Below are 20,340 nucleotides of genomic sequence, written 5' to 3'. Positions count from 1 at the left end.
GTTCGGCAGGCAAAACCAGGATCTAGCTAACCATTTTCAGGGCGGATTCTAGGTTTTTTTATTTTTTTCTTGGAGGAGGACATCTATGCTCATCGAAAAAATTTACAATAATAATGTCGTCCTTTCAAAAAATGAAGCGGGTGACGAAATCATCTTTATGGGCCGCGGTCTAGCGTTTCAAAAAAAGATTGGTGACTCATTGGAAGCAACCAAGATTGAGAAGGAGTTTATTCTAAAAGACTCTTCAACCATGGGGCAGTTCCAACAATTACTAGCTGATGTACCTTCCGAAGAAATTTATTTAGTGAAAAAAATTGTCGATAGGGCGGAAGAAATCCTAGGTATAGAGCTTTCACCTAATATCTATGTGACATTGACCGACCATATTCACTACGCCTTGCAACGGGCTAAAGAAAATGTCTTGATTCCGAATCCTTTACTATTTGAGATTAAGAAATTTTATGGCAGAGAGTTCAAAATTGCCAAAGAATCTCTAAAAATGATTGAGGAACAGACAGGTATTTTGTTTCCAGAAGATGAGGCTGGCTTTATTGCCTTCCACTTCGTTAATAGTGAACAAGCCCATGGCAATATGGAAGTGACTATGACAGCAACAACTATGGTGCGCGATATTCTCAGCATTATTAGTCGTTATTTTGGTCTCGTCTTCAATGATGATTCACTAAATTATCAGCGGATTGTGACCCATCTGCAATTTTTTGCACAACGTTATTTAAGAGATGAAACTCATGAAGAAGCTGATGCATTTTTATATGAGTTGATTCAATCGAAATATCCGCAAGCATTCAAATGCGTCCAAAGAATTAATGACTTCTTAGTACAGACGCAGCAAAAACCGATTGATAAATCGGAACAGGTTTACTTAACGATTCATATTCAGCGAATCGCTGGAGAAAATCAACATTCTACTCAATCATAAGGATTGTTACTGTTTGGCAGGCAAAACCTAGATTGAAAAAACAAGCTTTGTCTTCGGACAGGTGTTTTTTCAATTTAGGTTTTTTTGTATACATATAAAAGAAAGAAGGAATAAAAAATGGATAACAAAGCAGTTGGAAAACGCGTATTGGAGGCAGTCGGCGGCGAAAAAAACGTCAACAGTTTGGTTCACTGTGCGACACGTCTACGCTTCAAATTAAAGGATGAAGCAGTCGCTGATACAGAAAGATTAAAAGCTGACCCGGATGTCATTCAAGTTGTGCAAAGTGGGGGTCAGTACCAAGTCGTGATTGGGAGTAATGTTGCTGACGTTTACAAAGCAATTGTTGATAATTCTGGTCTAGGAGAAGCATCAGACGAAGATAGCGGTGAAAAAGGCAATATTCTGAATCAATTTATTGATGTCATCTCAGGAATTTTCACGCCGTTCTTAGGTGCTATGGCGGCAGCTGGGGTCCTAAAAGGATTTCTATCTCTAGCCGTTGTACTTGGTTGGTTAACAGACGCGCAAGGGGCTTACCAAATTCTCTTTGCAGCCGCTGATGGACTCTTTACCTTCTTACCGGTTATGTTAGCAATCACTGCCGCACGAAAATTCAAAACAAATGAATTTCTAGCAGCAGCTATCGCGATGGCGCTTGTGTATCCAGCTATCTCAGCAATTGCTGGCGCTGGAACAGGCTTAGATTTCTTTGGCATCCCAGCTGTTCTATCACCATCTGGCTATACTTCATCGGTTATTCCGATTATTTTAGCTGTCTGGGTTCAAAGTAAATTAGAGCCATTAGTTAAAAAAATTGTGCCACAATTCTTACAAACAATTCTTGTTCCTTTGATTGTTTTACTTGTGATGGTTCCCTTAACCTTTATCGTTCTTGGTCCTATCGGAACAATTATCGGACAAGGGTTAGGAAGTCTATTTAATTCAGTTTATGGCTTTAGTCCATTAGTCGCTGGTTTAATTATGGGTGGTTTCTGGCAAGTCTTTGTAATGTTTGGTATGCATTGGGGCTTTGTTCCACTAATTTTCTTGAACCTTGAACAACTTGGTTTTGACGTCCTAGCACCTATGTTACTACCAGCTGTCTTATCTCAAGGGGGAGCTGCTTTAGCCGTAGCTTTACGCACGAAAGATTTAAAATTACGTCAATTAGGGATTACTTCAACGATTACCTCTTTCTTCGGAATTACTGAACCAACTGTTTATGGGGTAACTTTACCATTGAAAAAACCATTTATCGTAGCCTGTGTCAGTGGTGCGATTGGTGGGGCATTAGTCGGAATGAGTGGAGTTAAAATGTTTGCCAACGGCTTAGTTAGCTTACTATCAATTCCTTCATTTATCAGTACAATTGACGGTGTTGAATCAAATGTCATGATGGCTGTTATTGGTACAGCCGTAGCTTTCGCATTAGCCTTCATCGGCACAATCGTCATTGGTTTTGATGATCCAAAGACAGCTTCAACGACTGATGCAAAAAATACAGGTTCAACTGCTCATTTAGCAGAAACAGACGCACGTCATATTTTAAAAAGTCCATTAAGTGGAAAAATTGTTCCTTTAGCTGAAGTCAAAGATCCCGTGTTCTCTTCTGGGGCAATGGGTAAAGGGCTAGCAATTGAGCCTGAACAAGGGGAATTAATCGCGCCTGCTGATGGCGAAATTACGACGATTTTCCCAACTGGACATGCAGTTGGCTTTACGACAACAGATGGTATCGAAATTTTAATGCATATTGGGATGGACACGGTTGAATTAGATGGAAAAGGCTTCACCGCTCACGTCAACCAAGGCGATAAAATTAGTGCGGGACAAGCGTTAGTTTCATTTGATGTTGCCGCTATTCAAGCGGCTGGCTATTCAACAATCACACCAATCGTGATTACGAATACCAACGACTTCGCAGATGTGTTAGACTTAAATCAAGAGGAAATCATCCAAGGGGAAGACTTCCTAACGATTGTGAAATAAAAACTGAAAAGAGGGCACAAAATGACGAAACAAACATTTAGACCAGACTTTTTATGGGGTGGCGCAACAGCTGCCAATCAATTAGAAGGAGCATTCGATCGCGATGGCAAAGGACTTTCTGTCGCTGATGCAATGCCAGGTGGCAAACAACGTTTTACGATTCTTGGCAGTAAAGAATTTGACTGGACGATTGATCCAGAAAACTACATTTACCCGAACCACCGTGGGATTGATCATTATGATCGCTTCAAAGAAGACATCGCTTTGTTCGCTGAGATGGGCTTCAAATGTTACCGTTTCTCCATCGCTTGGACACGTATCTTCCCTAAAGGGGACGAAACAACACCAAACGAAGCAGGTTTGAAATTCTATGATGGCCTAATCGACGAATGTTTGAAACACAACATTGAACCTGTTATCACGATCTCTCATTATGAAATGCCTTTACATTTAGCCAAAGAATATGGTGGTTGGAAAAATCGTCAGCTAATCGATTTTTATGAACGCTTTGCTAACACTGTGTTGACGCGCTATGGCAAAAAAGTGACTTATTGGATGACCTTTAACGAAATTAACTCAGCTTTCCATTTCCCTGCACTTAGCCAAGGAATGGTTCAATCAAATGGGGGCGGCGATTATCAAAATGTCTTCCAAGCTTGGCATAACCAATTTGTTGCCAGCAGTAAAGCTGTTAAAATCGCTCATGAAATTAATCCGAATATTCAAATTGGTTGTATGATTATCTACGCGACAACTTATAGCATGAACGCGAATCCAGTCAACCAAATGGCGACTTTAATTCAAAATCAAGAGTTCAACTTTTTCTGCACAGACGTTCAAGTCCGTGGGAAATATCCAGCCTATACACAAAGAACCTATGAAAAATATGGGGTGGATGAACAAGCGTTAGAAATTACTCAAGAAGATTTAGACTTACTAGCAGCTTATCCGGTAGATTATATTGGCTTTAGTTATTACATGTCTGCGGCAATTGATGAAACCTTGTCAGAAGAAGAAGCCGAAATGGTTTCTGGAAATCTGTTAGGTGGCGTTCGTAATCCTTTCCTAGAAGCTAGCGAGTGGGGTTGGCAAATTGACCCTGAAGGGCTACGCATTGCCTTAAATGAATTATATAATCGCTATGAAAAGCCTTTATTCATCGTTGAAAACGGCTTAGGTGCTATCGATACGGTTGAAGCAGATGGTTCAATTAATGACGACTATCGGATTGATTATTTACGTAAACACGTGGAAGCGATGGCTGATGCAGTCGCTGATGGCGTTGATTTGATGGGTTACACACCGTGGGGTTGTATTGATTTAGTTAGTGCCTCAACTGGTGAGATGAGTAAACGTTACGGCTTCGTCTATGTTGATTTAGATGATGAAGGTAATGGAACGTTAAATCGCTCAAAGAAAAAATCATTTGACTGGTACAAACAAGTCATCGAAACAAACGGCAAAAATTTAGCTTAATCACCATTAAAATAGGCTGAAAAAACAACAAGTAGCATCGTTCATTCGGTGCTACTTTTTTTATTAGTGGGAACCTATTTACACAAACATTACAGTCCTTTACAACTTCTTTACTTCAAATCAATTCACTATTTACATCTAATTGGTAAGCTTTTCTTGTACTTAGAGAGAGGAGCATACACAAATGAAAAAAATAGCTTTTACATTAACAGCCTTAGGATTATTACTCGCAGGATGCGGTAACGCAACGAAAACCACGGAAACTGGAGGAGGGGCAGAGAACACAGGCGCAAATCAACCAGTCAAAATTGTCGCCGTCGGTTCAACGGCCTTACAACCATTAGTGGATGCCGCTCAAACGAGCTTCACACAAGAAAATCCAACCTACCAAATCTCCGTGCAAGGCGGAGGAAGTGGAACTGGTTTAAGTCAAGTTGCTGATGGTGCGGTGACGATTGGGAATTCCGATGTCTTTGCCGAAGAAAAAGAGGGGATTCCTGCAGAAGAGCTAGTGGATCATAAAGTAGCAGTCATTGGTATGGCCCCTGTTGTGAATAAAGACGTCAACGTGAAAAATCTTTCCAAACAACAATTGATCGATATTTTCACAGGGAAAATTACCAACTGGCAAGAGGTTGGTGGTACGGATGAAAAAATTTCGGTGATTAACCGTGCGAATGGTAGCGGAACGCGCGCAACTTTTGAAAAATGGGGACTTGATGGAGCAACAACTATCCAAGCACAAGAGCAAGACTCGTCTGGAACAGTCCGTCAAATTGTGGCGCAGACTCCGGGAGCAATCAGTTATTTAGCCTTCTCATATCTTGATACGTCCATCCAAGCACTGAGCATAGACAACGTCGAGCCCACCGCTGAAAATGTAGCAGACAATAGCTGGGAAATCTGGTCTTACGAGCATATGTATACAAAAGGCCAGCCAGAAGCTGATATTAAAGCCTTCTTAGACTTCATGATGACCGATGATATTCAACAGGGACCGGTAAAGGAATTGGGCTATCTGCCAATTACAGAAATGAAAGTCGAACGAGATGTGGAAGGAAACCTCAAATAACAAATCTTACGCTTAAGCGATCCATCAGAATCTAATAAAAAATAAATAGAGCAACCACTCGACCAACGAATAATAGGTTGGATTGTGGTTGCTCTATTTTTATTCTTGAGTTAGACCTTTTTCTATAGGCAAGTGAATAGTAAAGGTTGATCCTAGTCCGAGATGACTATCGACGCTCACCGAGCCGCCCAAAAGACGCGTATAGTCACGGACAATCGACAGACCCAGACCAGTGCCGCCAGAATGTCGGCTACGCGCTTTGTCCACCCGATAAAAACGTTCAAAAATCCGTTCCTGATCTTCTTCATCAATCCCAATCCCATAGTCTTGAACCGCCAGAATGAAGGTTGCCTGTTGCTCATAAGTAATTCGAATGGTCCTCTTTTCAGGTGAATATTGGATCGCATTTTCGACTAGATTTTTGATGATTGGGTAAAATAATTCCATTTTCGTCTCAATCTCTAAGGTAGGGATGCCAATCAGTTCAATTTGAACCTCTTTTTCTTTCAACATCCCTTGATAACTCTGAATTAATTGCGTCAGTAGGGGCTGCACCGCGATTTTTTGCGTTTCATAAGCTACCGATTCGCCATCTTTTGATAGTTGAATAATCTCCTGAATTAATTTCTGCAATCGCTGCGCATCTTTTTGCATAATTTGTAGAAATTCTTTCAATGTGGTTGGATCGTCCATCGCACCATCTAACAACGTTTCCGTAAAACCGATTAATGAAGTCACGGGCGTTTTCAATTCATGGGAAACATTTCCAACAAAATCTTTCTGCATTTTTTCCAAACGTCTGACGCGTGTTAAGTCATACGCAAGGCCAATGATTTGATTTTTAGAAGCTTGTGTTAAATAACGTAAGCTGAATGATAAGACTTGTTCATAAGGCTCTTTGATTTGCAGCTCTTCATGCACCACTGGCTGCTCACTTGTCACTTGATGGATGAGTCGAATTAACTGAGTATCTGTCAGGGTTTCTGTATAGAGCTGCCCCGGCACAAATTCAGTCATTGCCAAATGCTCTTGCATCTTAGGATTAACTAGAACAAATTTACCTTCTTCATCAATAATAAAAACGCCAATCATCAACTCGTTAAGTAGGGTATAAAATTGTTCCTCAGTAGCTGTGTAAGCTAGATAAGTCTCACTCATCTGCTCGCTCAAAGTATTAATCGTCCGATAAAGCTCTGCCCACTCATCCGAATCCTGCATAATCACCCCGACTTGAGCTGGTTGTCTCACCATTCTTTTTAAGACCGGTAAGACGGTTTCGATGGGGCGATTTTTTTGCCGAATCAAGTAGAGTACCAGACTTGTTATAATAACGAAAAACAAGATAAAAACAATCAAGATTGAGCGACGAAATCCAGCAGCCTGTTGTAAGAAAACACTGGTAGGCTCCGCTAGACGCAAAACACCCAATATCTCCTTCTGATCTTTTATCGGTAGGGCAGTATAAAGCAATTCTTCCTTAAGTGTCACACTATCTCGTAAGGCACTACCGACAGCACTACCAGACAGCACCGATTGGACTTCCGGCCGATCATTTCTTTCCCCTTGTAGCTGTTCATCGGCGGTATCGAAAAGAATTTCGCCTTGCCCATTCAGTAATGTGACCCGTTCTGACGAATTCACGACATAATTTTCTAACAACTCCACCGCTGCCACAGGGAGCGCCAAATCTGCCGGTGTGTCTTGTTTTTTTATAGAAGGGAAAGTGACGAGTGATTCGGATTGCAGTTGTCGAATCAGTAATTCACCTTTTTTCTTCAGATAAGTTTCTTGTTGCGCAACCACTTCATTATGGAAAAAGTGATTAATTAGTTGCCAACCGCTGACAAAAATTACCAATAATAGCAGTAACGCAACTAGACTTTCCGAATTTTTCTTGAAGAATCTCATGCTTCTGGCTCCTGAAATTTATAACCAAATCCGCGAACGGTTTTCAGATATCGTGGATGTTTCGGATCCGTCTCAATCTTTTCTCTGAGATGGCTCACATGCACATCCACAATTCGACTTTGTCCTGCAAAATCAAATTTCCATATACGATCTAGCAGTGTATCCCGACTAATCACGCGATCTTTACGCTTCATAAAATAAACCAATAATTCGAATTCTTTTGGTGTCAATATAATCTCTAAATCTTGGACTGTCACTTGATAATTTGTTAAATCTGCCTGGATTGTTCCCACTCGCAAAATTTCTGTGGGCAATTCTTCATCCACTGTTTGCGGTTGACGCGGCGTCATTCTTCTAAAAATCGCCTTCATTCGAGCCAACACTTCTCTGGGACTAAAGGGTTTCGTTAAATAATCATCGGCACCCATCTCTAAGCCTAAAATGCGATCAATTTGGTCATCTTTGGCAGTTAACATTAAGATGGGTGCATCAATTTTTTCTTGACGCAAGGTACGTGTAATTTCTAGTCCATCCATAAACGGTAGCATTACATCTAAAATAATAAAATCAAACGGTTGATTCAGGGCCAAATCTAAGCCTTCGCGCCCATCACTTGCGCTAACAACCTGATAGCCTTCCTTTTCTAAATTAAAGGTTAATAAGGTAACAATTGATGGTTCATCATCAACAACAAGCACTTTTTTCATGAGTTGCCTCCTTTATTTCTCTAAATCAATCCGTGAGTAAACTGCGAGCAAATTGTAGTCGTGCCCCAGTTATTTTTAAATTTATTTTCGGTTGATCCTTCACTCTATTTTTAGCACACTAATTAGTTTTTCTATTAAGCATGAAGCATTGATCTTTTTTCAAATAGTTCATACTTCCTCATTTTAGCACAGAATAGACTTCTAGGACTATTGTCAGCGCACAATAAATGGTATAATGGGGGAGCGATTTTATTTTTCGTTTATATTCGCCTATACTAATAAAAAGGAGTCTCACTATGATTGGAATCAGTGCCTGTTTAGGTGGTGTGTTATGCCGCTATGATGGACAAGTAAAAACAGTCGAGCCGTTGAAACGTCTTGTCGAGCAAGGAGCAGCTATTATGGTGTGCCCAGAAGTGCTCGGAGGGCTACCCATTCCTAGAGAGCCCGCCGAAATTGTCGGTGGTGATGGCTATGATGTTTGGCGTGGTCAAGCAAGTGTCGTGACTAATACGGGGAAAGATGTTACTGAAGATTTCAAAAATGGGGCAATTCTTGCTTATAAAAAATTAAAAGAACAAGGGATCACACAACTGATTACCAAAGAAAAAAGTCCTTCATGTGGTCGTCATACGATTTACGATGGCCAGTTCAGTGGGCAGAGTAAAACCGGTGTGGGAGTAGCTACAGCCTACTTTCTACAGCAAAATCTGATTGTTTTATCAGACGAAGAATGGTTGGCGCAACAAGGGCGAAAACTTGAAAAATGAGGCGAAAAACATGCAAATCGAAAAAACGAATCGGATGAACGCACTCTTTGAATTTTATTCTACTCTGCTGACAGAAAAGCAAATGAACTATATGGAGCTTTACTATGCAGATGACTTTTCATTAGGGGAGATTGCTGAAGAGTATGAGGTCAGTCGGCAAGCGGTTTATGACAATATCAAGCGGACCGAAAAAATTCTCGAGGATTATGAGCGAAAGCTGCATTTATTTTCGGATTATATCGTCCGAGGGGAATTACTAGATAAGGTAGATAGTTATGTGAGTGAACATTATCCAAAAGATGAGACACTTTCTGAGTTAGTAAAAAAAATACAAGAAATTGATGAATAAAGGACTGAATAAACTATGGCATTTGAAAGCTTAACTGAACGCCTCCAACAGGCGATGAGCAAATTACGTAAAAAAGGCAAAGTATCTGAGGCTGATGTCAAGGAAATGATGCGGGAAATCCGCCTAGCTTTACTTGAAGCCGATGTAAACTTACAAGTTGTAAAAGATTTTACTAAACGGGTGCGTGAACGTGCCGTTGGGGCAGAAGTGTTAGATAGCTTATCACCCGCCCAACAAATCGTCAAAATCGTTGATGAAGAGCTGACTAAAACACTAGGTTCTGAAACAGTCGAATTAAACAAATCACCAAAAATCCCGACAGTCATCATGATGGTCGGTTTACAAGGGGCCGGTAAAACAACTTTTGCTGGGAAACTAGCTAAGCATTTGATGAAAACTGAAAATGCTCGCCCATTAATGATTGCTGGTGACGTGTATCGTCCAGCTGCGATTGACCAATTGAAAGTTTTAGGTCAACAATTAGATGTCCCAGTCTTTGATATGGGCACTGATGTCAGCCCAGTTGAGATTGTTCGCCAAGGGATGGCCGTGGCTCGCGAAAAGAAAAATGATTATGTTCTGATTGATACGGCCGGTCGTTTGCATATTGACGAAGCCTTGATGGATGAATTAAAACAAATCAAAGAAATCGCCGAACCAAACGAAATCCTGTTAGTTGTCGATGCTATGACCGGACAAGATGCGGTCAATGTTGCCGATAGCTTTAACCAACAGTTAGGGATTACTGGGGTTGTTATCACTAAACTTGATGGCGATACACGTGGTGGGGCGGCACTTTCAATCCGTTCTGTGACCGGTGCACCGATTAAATTTATCGGGTCTGGTGAAAAATTAACTGACTTAGAAATCTTCCATCCAGATCGGATGTCTAGCCGAATCTTAGGAATGGGCGATATGCTAACCCTGATCGAAAAAGCTCAGCAAGACTATGATGAGAAAAAAGCTGAAGAGCTGGCGCAAAAAATGCGTGAAAACAGCTTCGACTTTAATGATTTCATCGAGCAGCTTGATCAAGTAATGGGCATGGGGCCAATCGAAGATTTACTAAAAATGATTCCAGGGATGAACCAAATGCCAGGTATCGAAAACGTCAAAGTCGATCCAAAAGATGTCGAACGCAAAAAAGCTATGGTCTATTCTATGACGCCGGCTGAAAGAGAAGACCCAGATTTATTAAATCCAAGTCGTCGCCGAAGAATTGCGGCAGGTTCTGGAAACAGCGTGGTAGAAGTCAACCGTATGATCAAGCAATTCAAGGAATCTCGCAAGATGATGCAACAAATGTCTAAAGGCGATATGAACATTCCTGGTATGGATCAAATGTTTGGTGGCGGTGTTAAAGGTAAGCTAGGTAAGATGGCGATGAACCGTATGGTCAAGAAAAACAAGAAGAAGAAAAAGAAAAAAAAATAAAAATATTGCAAAAAGACTTTATCCTCGTAAATATAATGAGGATAAAGTCTTTTTTGCTGTGCTATTCATGGGAATATTTGTATTTCTGCTAAACTAGGTAATTCTTAATTTCTTAAAAACAGGTAGCTAACGATAAGAATCAGTGGCACGCCGGCGACAGTACTGAGGACTGCCATGACTTTTTTGACTCGTTCCGGCGTTTTACTGATGGCTAGAAGTAAGCAATAAATGAGCCAACCGATCAAACCACCAAAGACGTTTAAAATGATATCATCAATGTCGGCACTGCCAATCATTAGGGAATATTGCAAAATCTCGATTAAAACGCTTAGACCCATCAGTAAACTCATCGTGGTAAAAAAAGCTCGTTTCTTTCTAATCAAAGGTACATAAATTCCCAATGGAAGAAAAAGTAAGATATTGCCCCAAATATTGACGTCCAAGCGATAACCCGTGCTTTCCTCTACGGTAATATAGTCTTTAATGGAATCAAAGGGGGTCAGATTAACTAAACGAAGACCGACTCCTAATGATTCCATACGACTAAAGAAAACCACCTGAAGTAATAAGAATAGATAGATACAGAACATTCCCCAAAAGAAAGTATTCTCTAGTCGGTTTTTACGCATAATTATTCTCCTATTGATAATCCTTTTGCCTGACGACGTTTTTCTCGCCAACCACGGATTTTATTTTTTATTGGCACAAAGTAGACCATGCCATAAGTGACTAGTCCGATGATTAGTCCAGAAATAATGATGCGGGAAATAAAGTAGGATACATACCGCGGTTTTCCAGGCAAAATTGTCAGAGCAGCACTATAATTCAACGACCAAATAATGAAACAAGAATAGGCCGTAATCAATAACGTAATAGGTAGGCGATATTTATCAACGAGAATCGTTTGACTACTATTTTCCAGAGAAATGTGCTGATAGGCGCGCCAGCTAGCAAACAAGAGAATCACGCCAATCGCTAGAAAGAACAGATAGACAATCGCCGTTGGGCTGTATTTATCAATATCGAAGTTCAGCGAGAAATACGTGCTTGGAGTCACATAATCGTTATGATAATGAAAATTATCTTTAACGTAGGTCAATTGCATGATGACCGGTGGCCCGAGGAAGATCAACGAGCTAATAAAAGCGAGAGCCATACCACTGCCGAAAATAAGATTGCCGGACAATGTGCCAATGAACATGCCCCAAGCAAAGAAGAAAAATGTCGCGACATAGCCGTATAATGCCGTCAATAACAAGGTACTCAGCTGAATATTGACAAATTGATTGGGGATAAAAATATAGATACTTGCGATGAAGGCGAGCTTACCCACCAATAATATACCAAATAAAGGCAGCGCCACCGCTTTTAGTTTTTCTTTAAAAATTTGTGTCCGTGTCGTTCCGAGAGAAAATAAGAAGGTATTAAAATTCGTTTTTAAGTCTATAAAAAATAACAGAAATCCGATGAAAAAAAAGATAACTAAAAAGATTTGAGCATTTTCAAACATCGTCATACTGCTATAACCAGTCTCATAATCCAACGTTTTTTGACTTTTATCAATATCAGTTACCAATTGTGAACCGAGTGGATAGCTATCATAAAGATAGGATTGATCCTTGATATAGTGCTCAATCGAGTCGTAAGGAATGGGGGTCTCGTTATCCCAATCTCGGGCATAAGATTCCGGATCCTCGTTATAAAGCTGCACGAACTCCTCTGATTGATAATATTGTTGTTCGGAATGCCAATTACTGATGCCACTTTGAATCACAAAAATATAGTATAACGCGATTAATATAACACCTATAAGAACGACTTTCCCGTATCGTTCCTTCATGACTTCTTTTACTTGTACGTTCATTTTGTCCTCCTAGTTAAACAATTGGTAGTCTGATTCTTGACTCAAATTTGCTTCAAATAAATCTTCTAATGTGAGCGGTAATTCCTCAAATAACACCGGATCTACTTCACGAATTTTCTGCTCTACTTCTTCGGTGTAATTCTCGAAAATGGCGATAATTACGCGTCCTTGAATCCGCAGCAGCTTGCAATTTTCTTTAATGAAAGGAGGTACTTTCTTGGTACGAAAGACCATCTGAACTTTTCTAGCCTGTGCGCGCATCTCTTCCAACTGGTAATCTAGCTTGATGGTCGCGTCTTTTATAATTAACGCTCGGTCAATAATACCTTCTAACTCATTTAAATTGTGCGAAGAAATAATGACCGTTCGATCACCATCAGATAGACTTTCCAATAGTAAACGAATGACATTCTTTTTGACAATCACATCAAGTCCATCAAAGGGTTCATCTAAGAGAATATAGGGGGCGTTCGAACAAATCGCTAGAACAATTTTGAATAAGCCCTGCATTCCTTTTGAAATTGTCCGAAAACTTTTATTAATAGGCAAATTATTGCTTTTCATTAACTCCGAAAATTGTTTCCCATCAAAGTTAGGGTAGGCAGTCTGATAAAACTTCCCAATCTTTTTTAACGAATAGGTAGAGAAGAAGTTAATCTGCTCATCGATGTAAAAGATATGTGTCTTTAACTCCGGATGGATAAAAATATTTTTCCCTTCAATTAAAACTTCTCCACTATCTACAAGATAATGTCCAGCTAACGTCCGAAAAAGACTCGTCTTTCCAGATCCATTTCGACCAATCAAACCAATTATTTCATTGGTATTTGTTGTAAAATTAATATCTGACAAAATTTGTCTACCATTAATCTTTTTTGAAACCATCTCAATCTTCATTTTTCATTCCCCACATCTCTTCGGATTCTTGTATCCACTCAACTAATTCTTCATGAGTAACCTGTAAATGCCCCGCTTCAATGAATAAATCCTTCAGCTTCCCTTTGAGCATTTGAATACGAAAGTCATCACGTTGAGTGGAATCAGACTTTTTTACAAACGTTCCTTTTCCTTTAACAGTAATCAATACTTGTTCATTTTCCAGTAACTTATAAGCTTTACTAATGGTGTTAGGATTCATCATTAAATCACGAGCCAGCTCGCGAACAGACGGAAGTTTATCCCCAGCGACTAAGACACCTTGCAAAATTTCTTGCTTGATACTTAACATCAACTGTTCATAATAAGGCTTACTACTGGTTTTATTAATAGAAACCATTGATAGCTCCTTTCACAATCAAAGTGTGTTTACGTGTACTAGTATACATAGTACACTTGAAATAGTAAATAACTTATTTCTTTTTATTAAGGAATACAATAAAAACTTAATAAAAATAAAATAATCGGTAAGCGAATAGTTTCAGAACCTTTTAAGAGGTGAATCAAGTGAAAAAGAGAGGCAGTGATCCCATGACAGAAATTTTGCACAGGAAGTTTTTAGGCAAAAACTAAAAGTACAAAAATCCCCATGAAAAACTCAATCTTTGGTAGAATATCAATAGACACAAAGGAAAAGGGGAACGATTCTATGAGAAAAATTGTTTTTTACGGTGGTGTTAGTTTAGATGGCTACCTTGCGGATGAGTCGCGTAGCTTACAATGGCTATTTGATGCTGATAATGGGACACCCATGAATTATGAGGCATTTATAGATACAATTGATACAACTATTATGGGCAGAAAAACCTTTGAAGAGGCCTTAATGTATTCTGAAGGAGAAAATCTTTATCCAGATCAAACAAATTACGTTTTTTCACGTAGTTCTCAAGAAGATAAAGAAGGTTTTACTTTTATTTCAGAAGATCTAGTCCAATTCGTAAAGAAATTAAGGGCAGAAGAGGGCAAAGATATCTGGATTATCGGTGGTGGCAATTTGTTAAAACCATTGTTAGAAGAGGATATGATCGATGAGTGGTGGATTCAATTTACACCGGTTCTTTTAGGAAAAGGCATTCGTTTATTCGAAGAGGGAACTTATCGCAATCAATTAGAACTACTGGAAGTCGAAAAACTTGGTAATTTCGCGGAACTGCATTTGCGTAAGAAACAAGCTGAATAAAGGCAAAAAAAGTGTGAGACAACCGACTATTTTGCTGGTTGTCTCACACTTTTCAATTAATTATTCATAAAATTTCAAAGTCATGTCTAGTTGCACCTTTGGATTAGGCTTTTTTATTTGCTTCATAGAAAGGAACATACGTATCCACAATTGTTTTCAAGAAGTTCATAGTACCTTCAATAATTGTACCATCTTCATTAAACATTTCTGTGACATTACCTAGGTAAGCTTCTGGTTGTTGCAAAGTAGGAACATTTAGGAAGACTAATGATTGACGTAAATGATGGTTGGCACCAAATCCGCTAATCGCACCAGGTGAAACACTAACGACTAAACCAGGTTTGCCATCCCACGCACTTTCACCATAAGGTCTTGAACCCACATCTAAAGCATTTTTCAAGACAGCTGGAACTGAACGATTGTACTCAGGTGTCACGAAAACAAATCCAGTCATTTCTTTCACTTCATTACGGAAAGTTGTCCAAGAAGCAGGGACACGATTTTCATCATCAAAATCTTGGTTATACATGTCAATCTCATCTAATGCGATGAAAACTGGCTCGAAATCCGCAGGGAATAAGCCTGCAATTGCTTTAGCAACTTTCTTACTGAATGAATCTTTTCTTAAACTACCTACTAAAAATCCAATTTTTTTTGTCATAAAATATTTCCTCCTTGTTTAAATCAACTCTACTTACTAATGATAAGTCTGGCTCGGGAAATTTGCAAAGAAAGACACTCGCGAATTTATAACTCATATTATTTTTGGGAAATCGTGAGATAAGTAGGAATATCGCTGATGAAAAAATCTGAAGATAGGTTAGAAATATTTTGGCTATTTTCCACAAATACATTCCGAAAAAGGGCAGGGTTTTTAGCGAACGTTCTAGCTGTATGTACTCTTTAAATTCCAGACCGTTTTCCTGTAAATAATAAAAGAATTCAGCTTTTTATCAGCTGTAAAGAAAAAAAGCTTTACAGGTCACAAAAAAACTGGTAAACTAGCTCTTGTGAATAAATTAATGGAGGTGTAATTATATAATGGCAGTTAAAATTCGTTTAAAACGTATGGGTTCTAAAAAGAGTCCTTTTTACCGTATTGTTGTAGCTGATTCTCGTTCTCCTCGTGATGGACGTTTCATCGAAACTGTAGGGACTTACAATCCTTTGAAAGATCCTGCAGAAGTAGTTTTAAAAGAAGATTTAGTTTTAGACTGGTTGTCAAAAGGTGCGCAACCTTCTGATACTGTTCGTAACATCCTTTCAAAAGAAGGCGTTATGAAGAAACACCACGAAGCTAAATTCGTAAAGAAATAGGGTGATTGGATATGAAAGATTTGCGAGAATTAGTCTTAACGATCGTTCGTCCACTTGTCTCTAAACCAGAAGAAGTTGAATTGAACATTGTAGAATCTGATGATTTCTATGAATACAATTTGACTGTGGCTCCTGAAGATATCGGCCGCATCATCGGCAAACAAGGGCGCGTTGCGAAAGCAATCAGAACCATTGTTTACGGCGTTCGAACAGAAGGACCAAAAAAGGTTCGTCTAAACATCTTAGACGGAAAATAAATTTGTAAGTGCCTAGACCATAGTGTTTAGGCGCTTTTTTTCTTGTGTTGAACACCAAAAGGGGCAAAAAAGGGGCAAGCTTTTATGTTTTTTTCTGCTAATATGATTGAGCTATAGTTTATAGAAGGACAGAGGCCTGCTGATATGGTAGCTACTACACAGATTGCCTGTGTTATTTTCATCTGGCAAGGTAGATAGATGAATGGAGACTATAAATCTTGAACAACTGAGGACGATAAAGATTAATAATGTTACACTTGGTATTTTTTCTACCTTATTTCCTCACTCATTTCTTAGGATTCGAGTGTTTTCCTTTTTTCTTAAAATAAAAAAGGGTATAATTGTGTCAAAGGAGGCGTTCTCAATGAAAAAGACTTATTTACTTTTACTACTTGTGCCGTTTATTCTAGGTGCTTGTGGAAAAACGAACAATACCGAAGAATCGTCAACAAGTAACTCATCTGTCGTAGCAAGCTCGACTAGTACAAGCAGCAACGTAAGTTCTACGACTAAAACAAGTGAAACATCTGAAAAAAGTAGCGAATCGAAAAACAGCTCATCTACAAAAAACTCTGAAACTTCTAGCTCTACGAATAATCAAACAGGTTCTGAAGCAACAACCGATGCACCGGCACAATTGGTTTCCGCGTACCCCGAGGTTTTACTGCCAACAACGGTACCAATCAACGAAGGTGCTTATCTAAATGTCGCATCTGACGGGAACAATCAAAAGCTTTCTGTCCTATACTTTGCTTTAGACAGACCGTTAGTCTTAAATTCGAAACAATTAAATATGGAAACCCCGGTGGCTTCTTATTTAAAAAACACATTTAATAGTGTAGCAGAAGCAACTACTGCGGTTAATCCAATTAGTGATAATGGTGGACAAAAAGTTGATCTAGGCTACGGCATTACCGGCTACCAACAGGGGGCGGCTGGCTCAAGTTATCTCTCATGGGAAGAAGGTAACTGGAATTTAGTCGTTCGCGCAAGTAACATTGAAGGCCAAGAACCACAGACGTTAGCAAAACAGGTCGTTGAATATCTTGAAAAAGCAGCACTGCCTGCACCAAAAGACAATGGCCAAATCACTTTAGATATGAATAAAGCGGATGCCAAAGCCAACCAAGTCGTGTGGCAAGATGGCACTGTCGTCTACACAGTAACCCATCAAGACGCGATGAGCGCCTTGCAAATGGCTGTTTCAATGAATCAATAAATTGAATACGTAGGGAATTTACGGGTGCTAGGAAGTTTTTCGCGAAAAGTTTTGCGAGATACTTTCTAGCACTTTTATATATTTTTAGCCTTATCTTTTTAGTAGACTTGCGCGTTCAACCTGTCAGAAAATAAATATCTATCAACCGGAATTCATCTAAGCCTCGTTTCAACAAACTCCACCTGTTATAATAGAAGAAATGACAATCTATAGGAGGCTTTTATGAACATTTATTGGGAAGCGGATGCCAACAGACGAGCCGCTGGGGCAGAGAAAGTTTTGACTGATTTACCTGAATGGTTTGGCTTGCCTGAATCGACCAAAGAATACATCGCTAATACCAAGAACTATGCAACACTTTTCGTTAGCGTTGGAAATGAAGTCGTCGGCTTTTTGTCGATCAAACAAACTGCCGAAAAAACAGCTGAAATTGATTGCATGGGTATCTTAAAATCAGCACAGAGACAGGGCTACGGTCATCATCTGATCGAGGAAACGCTCCGTTGGTGTAAGGAACGTGGCTACTTATTTTTACAAGTAAAAACCTTAGCCGACACGCATCCAGATATCTATTACCAGAAAACACGAGCTTTTTATCGAGCAGCCGGCTTTTGCGAAGTACAAATATTTCCTGATTTATGGGGGCCTGAGAACCCTTGTTTGCAGATGATACGTGCTATATAAGTAGATGATCGAACCTTCGAGCTGAAAAGGGAATTTAATTCGAAACGCTGGGCTAGAAAATGAATAGCTGAGCGTCTCATGATAAATATACGCAAAACGCGTGGAATTCCTTTGTCACTCGTGCTAAAATGAAACGGATAACCAAAGAAATGAGGAAACCTTTTTGACTGAATATCTTAATGTAGGAAAAATTGTAAATACACAAGGCATCAAAGGTGAAGTGCGGGTCATTTCACAAACGGATTTCCCAGATGAACGTTACAAAGTAGGGGCAACGTTGCTCTTATTTCAAGACAAGAAAGCACCGATTAAATTGATTGTTAAAAGTCACCGTAAACATAAAAATTTCAACATTTTAAGCTTTGAAGGACATCCAAATATCAACGATGTTGAAAAATATCGCGATGGTATTTTAAAAGTTTCAAAGGACGATCTTGTTGATTTAAACGATGGCGAATTCTACTATCACCAAATCATTGGACTGACTGTCGTGGATGAAACAGGTGAGGAACTAGGCAAAATTAAAGAAATTCTTTCACCAGGTGCCAATGATGTCTGGGTTGTGCAACGGCCGAAGAAAAAAGATGCTTTAATTCCATATATCGACTCTGTGGTGAAACAGATTGATTTGGAAAGTGGCGTCGTGCAGGTTGAAATACCGGAAGGATTGTTAGACGATGAGAATTGATGTGCTGACTTTGTTCCCTCGTATGTTTGAGGGACCGATGGGCGAATCAATCATCGGAAAAGCCGTGGAAAAAGACTTATTGGAAATCAATGTCTCGAATTTCCGGGAATTCTCCGACAATAAACATCAAGCTGTCGATGATTATCCATACGGCGGTGGAGCTGGAATGCTCCTAAAGGTTCAGCCAATCTACGATAATCTGAGAGCAATCGAAGAAGAAACTCCTGAGACTAAAAAGAGAGTCATTTTGTTAGATCCAGCTGGAAAACAGTTTAATCAGAAAATGGCTGAGGAGTTCTCTGAGGAGGAACATTTAGTCTTCATTTGTGGCCATTACGAAGGCTATGATGAACGCATTCGTTCGTTAGTGACCGATGAAGTTTCGCTGGGAGACTACGTGTTGACAGGGGGCGAGTTAGGGGCGATGGTCATGATCGACGCTACCGTTCGCTTATTGCCGGATGTCTTAGGCAACAACACCTCCGCTCAAACCGATTCACATTCGACAGGTTTACTTGAACATCCGCAGTATACACGACCAGCTGAGTTTAATGACATGGCAGTTCCTGAAGTTTTGACAAATGGGAACCACAAATTAATCGCCGAGTGGCAATTAAAAGAGTCCTTACGACGAACTTATTTGCGCCGCCCAGATATGTTAGATAAGCTTGAAATGACAGATGAGATGAAAAAACTGTTAGAAGAAATCAAAAAAGAAGAAGCATAAGTAAATCGTTTGGCTAAACCTTTGTATGAGGAGGGGAGCCAGACGATTTTTGCGATAAAACGAAGTCACAAAATCTAGGTCTGCTCAACTAATTTGTCGATTATTATTTATAAAAGAAAGAAAATAGGGGACTTGTAAAAATTAGAAAGACAAGAAAATTTACTTTACACTGATAGTGAGCTGTGATAAACTAATTTGGTGAGTGCAAAAGCACTTAACTATTACGATATTCCGCTGTGGGAATGCCCATATGAATGTTTGGAATAAGGAGAAGAAAAAAATGAATCCATTAATTCAAGAATTAACACAAGATCAACTACGCAGCGACATCCCAGCATTCCGTCCTGGTGATACTGTACGTGTGCATGCGAAAGTTGTCGAAGGTACTCGTGAACGTATCCAGTTATTTGAAGGTGTTGTAATCAAACGCCGTGGTGCTGGAATCAGCGAAACTTACACAGTTCGTAAAATTTCTAATGGTATCGGCGTTGAACGTACTTTCCCATTACACACACCTCGTGTTGCTGAAATCGAAGTAGTTCGCTTTGGTAAAGTTCGTCGTGCGAAACTTTATTACCTGCGCGCATTACACGGAAAAGCAGCTCGTATCAAAGAAATCCGTCGTTAATCTATCGTTATCGAAAGAAACTAAAACCCTTGATTATTCAAGGGTTTTTTCTTTTTACCCGGTATAATTGAAGGTAGCTTAAAGCTATTATCTATCCTTCCAAAAATAGTCTTAAATACTGCCGAGTATATTGATATAATCTGAATAGAGAATTAGGAATTATCTTTAAAACTACTTCAAATTCAAAAAAGG

22 protein-coding genes are annotated in these 20,340 nt (G+C 39.4%); 15 read left to right on the top strand and 7 right to left on the bottom strand.

The features are described from left to right. Window positions 1-85 precede the first annotated feature (85 nt). The 4 genes from licT (at window position 86) to BAU15_RS07365 (ending at window position 5,480) form a co-directional block, all read left to right on the top strand. A complete protein-coding gene (gene licT, locus BAU15_RS07380; RefSeq protein ID WP_161842097.1) occupies window positions 86-940 on the top strand; it encodes a BglG family transcription antiterminator LicT in 855 nt (284 codons plus the stop codon). A 117-nt stretch (window positions 941-1,057) separates the two neighbouring features. Next, complete coding sequence (locus BAU15_RS07375; RefSeq protein ID WP_161842096.1) at window positions 1,058-2,932, top strand: beta-glucoside-specific PTS transporter subunit IIABC; 1,875 nt, start codon at window positions 1,058-1,060, stop codon at window positions 2,930-2,932. Window positions 2,933-2,953: 21 nt separating this feature from the next. Then, window positions 2,954-4,408 (top strand): glycoside hydrolase family 1 protein, encoded by a 1,455-nt coding sequence (locus BAU15_RS07370; RefSeq protein ID WP_161842095.1) that lies wholly within the window; start codon window positions 2,954-2,956, stop codon window positions 4,406-4,408. Window positions 4,409-4,592: 184 nt separating this feature from the next. Further along, complete coding sequence (locus BAU15_RS07365; RefSeq protein WP_161842094.1) at window positions 4,593-5,480, top strand: phosphate ABC transporter substrate-binding protein; 888 nt, start codon at window positions 4,593-4,595, stop codon at window positions 5,478-5,480. Between the two features lie 99 nt (window positions 5,481-5,579). Here the strand turns inward: BAU15_RS07365 and BAU15_RS07360 are convergent, their stop codons facing one another. Continuing rightward, window positions 5,580-7,388, bottom strand: coding sequence for a sensor histidine kinase (locus tag BAU15_RS07360; RefSeq protein WP_161842093.1), 1,809 nt, complete (start codon window positions 7,386-7,388; stop codon window positions 5,580-5,582). Then, entirely contained in the window at window positions 7,385-8,095 is a 711-nt protein-coding gene (locus BAU15_RS07355) for a response regulator transcription factor (protein ID WP_161842092.1), read from the bottom strand. Before BAU15_RS07355 ends, BAU15_RS07360 begins: the two co-directional genes overlap by 4 nt. 296 nt (window positions 8,096-8,391) lie before the next feature. Between BAU15_RS07355 and BAU15_RS07350 the strand changes: the two genes are divergently transcribed. From BAU15_RS07350 to ffh, 3 genes are read left to right on the top strand one after another with little or no spacing between them, the layout of a single operon-like run. Beyond that, window positions 8,392-8,865 (top strand): 2-thiouracil desulfurase family protein, encoded by a 474-nt coding sequence (locus BAU15_RS07350; protein ID WP_161842091.1) that lies wholly within the window; start codon window positions 8,392-8,394, stop codon window positions 8,863-8,865. A gap of 10 nt (window positions 8,866-8,875) precedes the next feature. Then, window positions 8,876-9,214, top strand: a complete 339-nt coding sequence (locus BAU15_RS07345) for a putative DNA-binding protein (protein ID WP_161842090.1) — start codon at window positions 8,876-8,878, stop codon at window positions 9,212-9,214. Between the two features lie 15 nt (window positions 9,215-9,229). After that, a complete protein-coding gene (ffh, locus tag BAU15_RS07340; protein ID WP_161842089.1) occupies window positions 9,230-10,648 on the top strand; it encodes a signal recognition particle protein in 1,419 nt (472 codons plus the stop codon). 104 nt (window positions 10,649-10,752) lie between these two features. Here ffh and BAU15_RS07335 read toward each other — a convergent pair whose 3' ends face one another. The 4 genes from BAU15_RS07335 to BAU15_RS07320 are packed head-to-tail and all read right to left on the bottom strand — an operon-like array spanning window position 10,753 to window position 13,788. Further along, on the bottom strand, window positions 10,753-11,277 hold the full coding sequence (locus BAU15_RS07335) for a VanZ family protein (protein WP_161842088.1): 525 nt from the start codon (window positions 11,275-11,277) through the stop codon (window positions 10,753-10,755). A gap of 2 nt (window positions 11,278-11,279) precedes the next feature. Continuing rightward, the gene (locus BAU15_RS07330) at window positions 11,280-12,512 is read right to left on the bottom strand and encodes a SoxR reducing system RseC family protein (protein ID WP_161842087.1); all 1,233 of its coding nucleotides are present in this window, start codon (window positions 12,510-12,512) and stop codon (window positions 11,280-11,282) included. A 9-nt stretch (window positions 12,513-12,521) separates the two neighbouring features. Continuing rightward, complete coding sequence (locus BAU15_RS07325) at window positions 12,522-13,409, bottom strand: ATP-binding cassette domain-containing protein (RefSeq protein ID WP_161842086.1); 888 nt, start codon at window positions 13,407-13,409, stop codon at window positions 12,522-12,524. After that, entirely contained in the window at window positions 13,399-13,788 is a 390-nt protein-coding gene (locus tag BAU15_RS07320; protein ID WP_161842085.1) for a GntR family transcriptional regulator, read from the bottom strand. The genes BAU15_RS07325 and BAU15_RS07320 overlap by 11 nt, the downstream gene beginning before the upstream one ends. A 309-nt stretch (window positions 13,789-14,097) precedes the next feature. On the opposite strand from BAU15_RS07320, the gene BAU15_RS07315 reads away from it, so the two are divergent. After that, the gene (locus BAU15_RS07315) at window positions 14,098-14,628 is read left to right on the top strand and encodes a dihydrofolate reductase family protein (protein ID WP_161842084.1); all 531 of its coding nucleotides are present in this window, start codon (window positions 14,098-14,100) and stop codon (window positions 14,626-14,628) included. Between the two features lie 103 nt (window positions 14,629-14,731). Here the strand turns inward: BAU15_RS07315 and BAU15_RS07310 are convergent, their stop codons facing one another. Then, entirely contained in the window at window positions 14,732-15,289 is a 558-nt protein-coding gene (locus tag BAU15_RS07310; RefSeq protein WP_161842083.1) for an NADPH-dependent FMN reductase, read from the bottom strand. Window positions 15,290-15,669: 380 nt separating this feature from the next. Here BAU15_RS07310 and rpsP point away from each other — a divergent pair, with 380 nt between their 5' ends. From rpsP to rplS, 7 genes are all read left to right on the top strand, one after another. Continuing rightward, a complete protein-coding gene (rpsP, locus tag BAU15_RS07305) occupies window positions 15,670-15,945 on the top strand; it encodes a 30S ribosomal protein S16 (RefSeq protein WP_010769040.1) in 276 nt (91 codons plus the stop codon). 11 nt (window positions 15,946-15,956) lie between these two features. Continuing rightward, window positions 15,957-16,202: a KH domain-containing protein gene (locus BAU15_RS07300; RefSeq protein WP_161842082.1), complete on the top strand. Its 246-nt coding sequence runs from the start codon at window positions 15,957-15,959 to the stop codon at window positions 16,200-16,202. Between the two features lie 364 nt (window positions 16,203-16,566). Continuing rightward, entirely contained in the window at window positions 16,567-17,421 is an 855-nt protein-coding gene (locus tag BAU15_RS07295; protein ID WP_237580152.1) for a hypothetical protein, read from the top strand. Between the two features lie 222 nt (window positions 17,422-17,643). After that, window positions 17,644-18,105 carry a GNAT family N-acetyltransferase gene (locus tag BAU15_RS07290; RefSeq protein WP_161842081.1) on the top strand — a complete coding sequence of 154 codons (462 nt, stop codon included), beginning with the start codon at window positions 17,644-17,646 and terminating at the stop codon, window positions 18,103-18,105. A gap of 163 nt (window positions 18,106-18,268) precedes the next feature. Continuing rightward, a complete protein-coding gene (rimM, locus tag BAU15_RS07285; RefSeq protein WP_161842080.1) occupies window positions 18,269-18,793 on the top strand; it encodes a ribosome maturation factor RimM in 525 nt (174 codons plus the stop codon). After that, window positions 18,783-19,520, top strand: a complete 738-nt coding sequence (gene trmD / locus BAU15_RS07280; RefSeq protein ID WP_161842079.1) for a tRNA (guanosine(37)-N1)-methyltransferase TrmD — start codon at window positions 18,783-18,785, stop codon at window positions 19,518-19,520. The genes rimM and trmD overlap by 11 nt, the downstream gene beginning before the upstream one ends. Before the next feature lie 280 nt (window positions 19,521-19,800). Further along, entirely contained in the window at window positions 19,801-20,148 is a 348-nt protein-coding gene (gene rplS / locus BAU15_RS07275; RefSeq protein ID WP_161842078.1) for a 50S ribosomal protein L19, read from the top strand. Window positions 20,149-20,340 lie beyond the last annotated feature (192 nt).

The sequence above is a fragment of the Candidatus Enterococcus huntleyi genome, assembly GCF_009933175.1.
Taxonomy (GTDB): Bacteria; Bacillota; Bacilli; order Lactobacillales; family Enterococcaceae; genus Enterococcus_K; species Enterococcus_K huntleyi.
The sequence above is the reverse complement of the archived record's forward strand: the minus strand, read 5'-3'. Positions and strand labels throughout refer to the sequence as shown.